The organism is Bartonella rattaustraliani AUST/NH4 (genome assembly GCF_000312565.1).
Lineage (GTDB): Bacteria > Pseudomonadota > Alphaproteobacteria > Rhizobiales > Rhizobiaceae > Bartonella > Bartonella rattaustraliani.
Genome location: NZ_CALW02000055.1, coordinates 22,259 through 31,742, shown reverse-complemented (window position 1 = coordinate 31,742; position 9,484 = coordinate 22,259). Strand labels below are relative to the sequence as shown.

The following is a 9,484-nucleotide window of genomic DNA, read 5'->3' as shown; positions in this document are numbered from 1 at the left end:
ATCAATGGAATGTTCATGCTCACGCCCATCTTCTTCAGACACAACATGCTTTTTGCCAGTAAATTTATGACGAATCCCAGGGGAACCCCCAAAGATACCAATCACCTCAGGGGTATGGTTGTGGATTTTCATTTGTAAACTGAGCGCTTTTACACCAAGTCCACTCACATCTATTTGCATATCCGAACCCCCTGGGTGATAGGTTTCGGTGATTTCTTCTAATGTGGGAAGTTTGAGGGTTTCAAGATCAAGATGAAGATTGACATCATCATCAACAATCAGGGTAAAACCGCGAACAATTCTTAAACTCATACCTCACTCCTTGCTGCTTTGCGATAAGCAGTCAGCGTATCGCCAAACTGATAGGTCATTTTATTTTGGATATCTTGGGCTAACCGATCAAAGTAAACGGCAAAGTTGAAAAATGCAAAGATGTGGAGCCTCTCTGCCACTGTTGGGAAAGAATTTGCAAACGGTGTAGAAGAATTAACCTTTGAACCACAAGCCCAACTGGCTTATCAACATCTAAGCTTGGATACTCTTGAAGATGCTGATGACTTTAAGGTTGATATGAACAATCCTCATCAATGGTTAATGCGTGTGGGTGGACGTTTAACCAAAACCGTTCTAAGCTCTGAAAACGGGCGTTCTCTTTCCATCTCAGGAAAGTTAAACGCGATCAAAACCTTTGATGATGATAAAGCCATATCGATTGATAAAGATTATAAACTTGAATCAATGGGCACCTCTCTTGAAGGTAGACTTGGGATCAATGCACAATTGTCTCAAAATATTGCCCTGCATGCGGATGTCAAGTTATCGACAAAAACTTCAAAAAACGGGGATAAGCGGAGCGAATTTCTCTGGTGGAATACGCTATAAATTTTAAAACAAAACGCTCGCATCTTTTATCCGGTTTCTTTGAACAAACTTTCATTCGGTTTGGATATCGCTTTAGAAAAAAGAGAAACCCAAAACCAAGACGCTCTGTTACAAAGAAGGGGCAGCACAATGTGCTGCCCCCTTTTCTTTAAACACTCTCTCTTTCACCAATCTCTTATAGATGACCATCTCATACAGAAAGACCGTTGTCTTTTCCACCAAAGCGCCCCTTGCATCTCCCAAAACCCATATCTTTTTTAAATTTTATCTCTGCTATTTTTGTTCCACGACTGGCCTGGCTCATCTTAATCATGCGATGCAAACTTTCTGGTACATCAATTGTTAAGACGCTTCACCCCCCCATCCATGCTCCCTTTATGATTTGCAATCCATGTATCAGCCATTAAGGGAATTAATTAAACCCATCACGACACTCTACCGCCATGCTATGCCTACCTCCACTCTCTAAGAAGGATAAATTTACGTTAGTAAAAACGTATTATCGTGTCTCATTTTTTATATTTTTCCGTATTTCTTTAAAAGCAGTTCACGCACCTCGTCTGCTATTTTTGTTCCACGACTAGCACAACTCATCTTAATCATGCGATGCAAACTTTCTGGCACATCAATTGTAAGACGCTTCATCCCTCCATCCATACTCCCTTTACGATTTGCAATCCATGTATCAGCCGTAAAAGGAACTGATTTGTTGGTTGGCTTCGTCCCAATCTTAATTTTTTTATTCATCATACGAACTCCTTGATTTCCGCTACAATAGCCTCAATCTCTGCGGCTGCTGGTCCTTGTTTATCCACTTCATAAACGGCTTTTCCCTGAGCCACAGTTTCCGCAAAAATCACACGCTGAGCAACGCTTGCAGAAAGAACATGCATTGAATATACTCCTAGAGCTTCCCCTACATCACGCCCTATCGCTGTATTGACTATTTTACGGTTAATAACAAAAGCAGATTTCAAATTGTCCTTATAGACGCGTGCGTCATCAATAAGCTTTACAATTCCATCAGCAGCCCAAATATCATAGGGACTAGGTTGTACAGGAATAAGCACCAAATCCGAAGCCATAAGAGCACTGCGCGCAAGATCTGTAACCCGTGGAGGACCATCAATAATGATATGGTCATAATGATGAGCAATCTGTGTAATCTCTTTATGAACCGTTGCACGTGGCAAACCAACAACTGGAAACAAAGGGGCCCCTTCACGGGCAGCCGCCCAATCCAATGCACTTCCTTGCGGATCAACATCTATAAGCAACACACGTGCCCCCGTCTGTGCGAAACTCGCCGCGATATTCACGCTTAATGTTGTTTTTCCCACACCCCCTTTTTGATTCAAAAGTCCAATGATCATTCATGACGCCTTTCAGCCTTATCGTTTTTACGATTATACAGAAAATTACAAAAGAAACAAGCATTCCGATACACGAAAAATCACCACCGATCCCATTTCATGATAAAAGCAAAAACGACATCCTCCCTTATTGAGAGCTTGAATCATTCTCGTCATTCCACATAAAGAGCGGAGGTAGCGCATAAAATGGCGGTAGAATGTTGTGAGGGGCTCAACCAATTTCCTTAACGGCTAATACATGGGTTGAAAATCATAAAGAGAGCATGGATGGGGGGATGAAGCGCCACACAATGATGTGCCGGCAATTGATGTGCCAGTGGTATGCTAGAAAATTTGCATCGCATGATTAAGATGAACTAGGCCAGTCGTGGAACAAAAATAGCAGACGAGGTGCGTGAACTGCTCTTAAAGAAATACGGAAAAATGTAAAAAATGAGACACGATAATACGTTTTTACTAACGTAAATTTATCCTCTTAAAAGATATAGAAGAAAGAAAAATTTTACATTTTGAGGGTTAACGCGTAAACTCGATAGAAATTATGCGTTTAAATCCACCATTGTGCAATGCTTATAAAATATCTTTACTGAAAATATTTATTAGGCAGCATATTGATTTATAAAGACAACTTGTCATTGTTCATTTTGAATCATAATCCCAAATACCCGTAAAATTATCTCACTTCAAACCTCTTTTATGTTGAATCAATTTTGTTCACTTGACTTTTCCTCCATAAGCAGAGTTGGCATATGGGGGTAACGAGAGAAGAAAGGAGAAAAAATGTCGCACATGAATCGCTCTCACGCAAAAACTGTCACAACAGAGCACACCATAAAATTTAGCACCTTTGGCAACTTGAACAAATTTTTTGCATTTCTTTATCTATCAAAGTCATTCTCTATGTGTATTCCTCCCCCAAACACGCAGTCTCCCACAACAAACCATGCTTCATTCCCAAAGCAAAAATGATTATTAAGAGTGTTTCCCTTCTCACATCTGCTTTTGCATGAAAAAAAGATTATAAAGAATTATATTGGAGTTACACTCTTCTCTCTTGCACTATAGAAGGAAATGGTTTTTTGATGAAGAGGAAAAGAAATTAAAAAATGATCCCTGCACTACTCTATAACATTAAAATAAATAATAAAAGTTCGCCATTATCATAAGATCAATCATAAAGATGTTGCGGATATAAATATGCAGTTCTTTTTCTCATCAGAGCTATTCTTCTCGACAAAGAAAATATTTCTGTTAAAATCTCATTCGAGAAACTTTATTCTTATAATACTTTATTTAACATACCAGAAAACATCATGAAAATGATGTGAGTGGGGATAACAAAATGCATTTACAGGAAATTGATCCTGATATTTTTATCAGCGCCCAGATTCACGTTGAACATATCAAAACATTAGCACAAGCGGGTTTTAAGACTATTGTCTGTAACCGCCCTGATAAAGAAGATCCTCATCAACCTGATTTTGCCACCATTAAAACAGTCGCAAAGGAATATGGCCTCGAAGTACATTATATTCCTATCGCACCACCAACCATAAAACAATCCGATATTGAAAAGATGAAAACCGTTCTCAAAACAGCACCCATGCCTCTTCTCGCCTATTGCTACCACGGAACACGCTCACAGCATCTTTATCAGTTGACTTGCCTTTAAGCATTTGCCCCAACAACACGCAAGAACCCCTTGAAATCAAAGCAATTTTAAGAAAATTCTCAAATCAAATAATAAAACCGCGCACGCAATTTTAAAAACGGTCTTTTTTCCCTTACCTCTTGCTTTCATCAAATGCATTGACCACATTTTTAACAATCGATTGCCTTTAAACTCTTGTTTTAACAAATCATAAAGAAATAAGAAGTAAAATTTTTGCAGAATCATCAAACGATCCCATTCCACAAATTTATGAAGAAAATAATGTCTGAATCAGAACACCAAACAACAGATTCTCTCTCTCAACAACGAAAAATGCATACACTTCATGATGTTTTAGAATATATTTTCGTGATCACCATCAGTTTAAGTGCCATTTCTGCTGCTCTTATCTCTTTTTCAGGTCACTTCATCTTTTTTTCAGATCAATTCAAGGCCATTTTTTAAAAGTAAGCAGTCTATCTAACGGAGATAAGGGCTGTACTGCCGCCAAAATTTCCTTTGCTCCTTTTTCATCATATTGCATTTGTGCAATCAAAGGTTCAAGCCCATCGAACTTTTCTTGCCCTCGCAAAAACTGAAAAAAAGAAACGGTGCAACTTTCTCCATAAAGGTTATCGTTAAAATCAAACAAATAGGTTTCTAAAAGCGGCGCACCATCTTTAACAACCGTTGGACGACACCCAAAACTTGCAACCCCATCATGTAAAATACCATTCGCACGACGCAATCGTACTGCATAAACACCATGCGCCAAACTGACTTGAGAAGGTAAAGTCTGATTAGCAGTAGGAAATCCCAAGAGACGTCCAAGTTTTTCACCCTCGACAATATTAGAACGCACACGATAATGATAACCTAACAAACGCGCTGCAGTTTCCACCTGTCCTTGCGAGAGAAGCTCACGAATAGAACTAGAGGAAATGATCGGCTGCTGTAAATCCTGAGGGCTCCCCACACAAGGAACTTGTACGACCTCAAACCCGTATTCTTCTCCTCTTTGACAAAGAAGTTGTGCGTTTCCACTTTTCTGATGTCCAAATCGAAAATTCTCACCCGTTACCACAACGGAGACATCAAAGGTTTGTTTCAAAATCACGTTGATAAATTCATCCGCTGAAAGAGCGGCAAAATTCGCATCAAAAGGCTGTTCAATCACGCCATTAAATCCGAGAATTTTAAAAATTTCAGCTTTTTCAGCAGCCTCAGTCAAGCGATCAACAGGCGCTGATTGTTGAAAAAAACTTCTCGGGTGTGGTTCAAAGGTTAAAACAACAGCGAGCTTGTTTCTTGTACGCGCTAAATCGAGCGCTTTTTGAAGCACAACCTGATGTCCACGATGAACACCATCGAAATTCCCAAGTGCCAACACTGCTCCCCGCAATGATAAAGGAAGCATATGGCCCCCCGAAAGATGCAAAAAATCAGACATTATTGAAGTGCCCACATGACCGCCTGTGGCTGATAGCCATGACGTTTAATAAAAGAATGCAATGCTTGCTTATCTACAACACCGTTTTGCATATAGTCATAACGATGAATCCCCCCCATGATATAAAGAACATCAAGACCAAAATGAACAGCCCCCTTCACATCGGTCAAAAGACCGTCACCAATCGCCAAAACCTGGCTTTTTTCCACTGTTCCCCGAATTTTCTCAAGTGTTTCAAAGGCACACTCATAAATAGGTGCATAGGGTTTACCGGCAATACGCACTTCCCCCCCTAATTGTTGGTAAAGGCGCGCCAATGCACCAGCACACCAAAATTCCTGATTTCCATAATGGACAATCACATCAGGATTGGCACAAATAAAAGGCAAGTTCCGCGCACACATACGACGAAACATAAGCTCATAGGCCGATGGTTTTTCATCAAGCTCTTCAAGAAAACCACTGCAAACCACTACAGAAGCATCCCTCTCCTCAACCAGTTCACAATCTACCCCTTCAAACAACCCCAAATCACGTTGCTGACCAATGAAAAAAACTTTACGCGGCGCAGCGCGAATAAGATCACGCGTCACATCCCCTGAAGTAATAAGAGCATCATAATAATCGCTATGAACATTCATGCTTTGTAACTGAGCAATAACATCTTCTCGTGGTCGAGGTGAATTGGTTAAGAGAATGACACTTTTTCCCATCTGCCGAACTTTGTACAATACTTGCAATGCCGGGTCAAAAGCACGCACACCGTTGTGCACAACACCCCAAACATCGCAAAAAATAGCATCATAACGCGTTATAACAGTATCAATATGGGTAAGTTCATTCATGCTGCACCTGTTTGTATCCTTACCATTTATCAAACTGTCTTTTACTTTAAAACTACTTATCGGAAGATAATTCTTCTGTTATCCGCTTTCTCAACACTTATTTTTTCTCTTCATCATTTCACAATGCGTAGAAAGCATAGAATAGAAAAGTTTGAAGAATGATAAAAAAATATTATAAGCAATAAAAAACTCTAAAAATGCTTTATATGAGGAACTTATTATTCTACAATAACGAAAACTGCAATTTCCACGATTTATACCACCAATATAAAATGGAGAGACACTGCACATAAGCAGATTTTTATTTAGAATAACATTTCTCTTTCAAAAACAGCGAATAAAGTACATAATGATAAAGAAACGTGGGAATAGTGAGCAAAACTCCCCGTGCCCCCGCTCTTGTTTCTTAAATATCCGTCGTACACAATGTTGTTCATAAAATGAGATCTTTTATCCAGCAAAAAGATGAAAAGCACCCTTCAGACGGATTGAATAAAGATGTTGCAATAAGAGATGATCCTTTCTAACAAATATGAGAGAAATCTTTCTTACAGTAAAAGAGTTTTTAAAATTCACGAATAATCATAGGAGGATTTTCTCATTTTATTTTAAATCTTCTGCATCATAAACCAATAAAACCCATGACACATCACAAATGAAAACTCTGTGGAGATAAAAATCACTAAAAAAACACTGAACAAGGGTTAAAAGCAAACCGCATAAATCACTTTGATGCAAGAACTATCGCAACATCGGAGGTAATAAAACATATGAGACGAGAATTAAGTATACGAAGAGTGAGCAAATAAAACGAGGGATGCAGCGTATGAAAAAAGCAAAAACTAAAGATCGTATGCCGCATAGATTTCACATACTCTCTTCCGCAATATTGTGACGAAATGGTCTTTTTAAGCAATAATTAAAGATCTCTTGTAAAAACTGCAATGCATTAAACAACAAAACATATGAAAACACGATAGCGTTTTATATATCATTCAACACATTGATTTATAATGATAAATCATCATTATCTACCTTGAATCACACCCCCGAATACCCATAAGATTCTCTCATCTCAAATCACTTCATATTGAATCAACTTTGTTCACATGTCTGGACACTATCAGCGAGATTGGCATGTAGATAAAAATAATAGAAGTAAAGGAGGAAAAATGCCTCTCATGAACGGCTCTCATGCAAAGACTATAGCAAATCTCATGAGTGCGTAAATATTGAGCACATAAATGTACCGAAAATTGGTAAAGAGAATGATGGTGCCGGTTTGTTATTCAAAATCATTCTCTCTTAATAATTTGAAGAGCAATTCTTTTTAGTGCGCGTCTTAAAATGCTAAAAACTATGATGCTAAATGATAAAACACCTCAATATGCATAATCACTAGATAAATCCATATGCCCCATCAATGATTTTAATGATTTAAAATGCTCAATATTGACTGAAATTAAATTACCGCTCCCCTTCTGCTTCTTTCGCACGAGCCGTGACGTGTATAGCTTGTGAAAGATCATTCACTACATTCAAATGTTTTTGAAGCAATTCACTATTACGATGTAACTTTCCCTGTAAACCTGATAACAAGTTTTCAATTTCATTTTCAAGATCTTCATTCATGTAGCGTCTTATATCACTCATAGATTTGTTAAGATCGCGTAAACCACGTATTTTACATAAATTTATCTCTTCATAATCTGGAAGAGCGCTATTCTCTAGCATATTGCTTTCATAATCGACAACTTGTGCCAAGCCTTTAACCGCAGCTACAAGTTTTGTCATTGCCCAATCGCGATCAATAAGATTATTATCTAAGGCTTTTGCTTTTAATGCCAAACTGTCATCACCGTATTGCACTACAGACATTTCTATTTCCCCTTCAACAGTATATTGTTCAACCTTGCTCTCAAATAAGGGAGATTGAACAGCTCCTCTTCAACACTGATACACTTAAATTGAATTCATTGTGCGCATAATACCCCAACAACAGCACAACAATCCTTCAAAGAGTCTATCTTTTCGGTTTTCAGTACGTTATATGAAATATTGGCTCTTAAACCATGATTGGTCTTGCTCTCTAGCTACCTATTGACGCGATATCGATCCACCAAAATGCCATGCACTTTTGCACAAATCTCTAAATCACATGAGGACTTTCATTTACATGAGGCGGACTTTCACTCATACAAGACAGATATTGGGAAACTCCAAATCTATCCTGCCTCCCTTTGGCGAAAAACGATGATGTATTAACATCCGCGCACGCCAAATATGTCAATAAAATTCACGACACAAAAAATTTACGACACATAAAGGTCCAAACGCTCTAAAGATTTCAGCACTTTGCTCTCTATCCTTGTTATTTCTGCATATCCAATGATGTCTACTTTGTGTATCTCTAAAAGCCCCCCTAGAAGATTACCAAGCCTACATTCACATAAAACCTGCCCTTCTCTCTGTTTCACTCCACACACATACGGCATTTCACGCAAAACGCAAAAAACATCCTTTTGAACAGATCAATATACAGCAATATCAAAGAAGATATCTTTAAATAGCTACACAGCCATAAAACTCCTTTTTTCATTATCATTAGCTTTTCTTTGCAACTGACGACTATATAAGATTCTTTACTTTCTTTCAAGAGTTCCTAAAACAACATACAATTTTGTCATCTTCTTATGGTATAAACTCTTGAAATCTGGTCTTCACTGCATTGCCACCCATTGTCTTTACAAAAAACTGTCTTCTTGCAAACCATTTCCTTCAATAACGTATAGCTTACTGTACCCTTACTCTAGATGTACTTTATAGGTAAAAGAAAAGCTATAGAAATAACAATTTCTTCTGCAAAATAGAGCTTTACGCTATGAGCTCGCTTGCTCATATTCAGGATGAAATTATTTTTTAATAATCAGATATTAGCAATACTCAGCTATGCGTGTTTTTCATAGAAAAGCTTTGGTTCATTTGGTTATGCTACAAAATCAATCAGAAGATTTATATAAAAAAATTCTTTACACACAACAGCTCTACATAAAAATAAAGCCAACACACATAAATCCCTCTTTTAACGCTTTAGCGTTAATAGAACGAAAGTTTTTATGGAAAAAAGAAAAGTTTCTAGCTTGCTGAATATACTGTACTGACATATATATTACGAACTGTAATATATATGTTATTCATAAAATTGATACCACAAAGAACAGGAGGAAGTTCTTATGGCTGATATTATAAAAGCTACAGTGCTTTATTCAACATTCATTGTTAG

Annotated in this window: 9 protein-coding genes and 3 pseudogenes; 4 read left to right on the top strand and 8 right to left on the bottom strand. The window is 37.9% G+C overall.

The window, feature by feature from the left end; genetic code table 11:
* Nucleotides 1–312, bottom strand: a 312-nt coding sequence (locus tag BN67_RS08170) for a phage major tail tube protein (RefSeq protein WP_019223635.1), incomplete at its 3' end; no start/stop codon positions are given.
* A 96-nt stretch (nt 313–408) separates the two neighbouring features.
* Between BN67_RS08170 and BN67_RS08165 the strand changes: the two are divergent.
* Nucleotides 409–889, top strand: a pseudogene (locus BN67_RS08165) (autotransporter outer membrane beta-barrel domain-containing protein); the annotation flags it as partial.
* A gap of 183 nt (nt 890–1,072) precedes the next feature.
* Here the strand turns inward: BN67_RS08165 and BN67_RS14940 are convergent.
* The 3 genes and pseudogenes from BN67_RS14940 to parA form a co-directional block, all read right to left on the bottom strand.
* Nucleotides 1,073–1,286, bottom strand: a pseudogene (locus tag BN67_RS14940) (hypothetical protein).
* Nucleotides 1,287–1,398: 112 nt separating this feature from the next.
* A complete protein-coding gene (locus BN67_RS08155; protein ID WP_019223633.1) occupies nt 1,399–1,629 on the bottom strand; it encodes a hypothetical protein in 231 nt (76 codons plus the stop codon).
* On the bottom strand, nt 1,629–2,255 hold the full coding sequence (parA, locus tag BN67_RS08150; protein ID WP_019223632.1) for a ParA family partition ATPase: 627 nt from the start codon (nt 2,253–2,255) through the stop codon (nt 1,629–1,631). The genes BN67_RS08155 and parA overlap by 1 nt, the downstream gene beginning before the upstream one ends.
* Before the next feature lie 218 nt (nt 2,256–2,473).
* Between parA and BN67_RS14935 the strand changes: the two are divergent.
* The 3 genes and pseudogenes from BN67_RS14935 (at nt 2,474) to BN67_RS08135 (ending at nt 4,371) form a co-directional block, all read left to right on the top strand.
* Nucleotides 2,474–2,684 (top strand): annotated as a pseudogene (locus tag BN67_RS14935) (hypothetical protein).
* A 913-nt stretch (nt 2,685–3,597) separates the two neighbouring features.
* On the top strand, nt 3,598–3,927 hold the full coding sequence (locus tag BN67_RS08145; RefSeq protein WP_019223631.1) for a protein tyrosine phosphatase family protein: 330 nt from the start codon (nt 3,598–3,600) through the stop codon (nt 3,925–3,927).
* A gap of 261 nt (nt 3,928–4,188) precedes the next feature.
* Complete coding sequence (locus BN67_RS08135) at nt 4,189–4,371, top strand: hypothetical protein (RefSeq protein WP_019223629.1); 183 nt, start codon at nt 4,189–4,191, stop codon at nt 4,369–4,371.
* Here the strand turns inward: BN67_RS08135 and BN67_RS08130 are convergent.
* The 4 genes from BN67_RS08130 to BN67_RS08115 all read right to left on the bottom strand — a co-directional run bounded on the left by BN67_RS08130 (nt 4,355) and on the right by BN67_RS08115 (nt 8,678).
* The gene (locus tag BN67_RS08130) at nt 4,355–5,356 is read right to left on the bottom strand and encodes a bifunctional riboflavin kinase/FAD synthetase (protein WP_019223628.1); all 1,002 of its coding nucleotides are present in this window, start codon (nt 5,354–5,356) and stop codon (nt 4,355–4,357) included. The two genes, BN67_RS08135 and BN67_RS08130, sit on opposite strands and share 17 nt — an antisense overlap.
* Entirely contained in the window at nt 5,356–6,201 is an 846-nt protein-coding gene (locus BN67_RS08125; RefSeq protein ID WP_019223627.1) for a TIGR01459 family HAD-type hydrolase, read from the bottom strand. The genes BN67_RS08130 and BN67_RS08125 overlap by 1 nt, the downstream gene beginning before the upstream one ends.
* A gap of 1,467 nt (nt 6,202–7,668) precedes the next feature.
* Entirely contained in the window at nt 7,669–8,079 is a 411-nt protein-coding gene (locus tag BN67_RS08120) for a hypothetical protein (protein ID WP_019223626.1), read from the bottom strand.
* Between the two features lie 434 nt (nt 8,080–8,513).
* Nucleotides 8,514–8,678, bottom strand: coding sequence for a hypothetical protein (locus BN67_RS08115; protein WP_156791651.1), 165 nt, complete (start codon nt 8,676–8,678; stop codon nt 8,514–8,516).
* Nucleotides 8,679–9,484 lie beyond the last annotated feature (806 nt).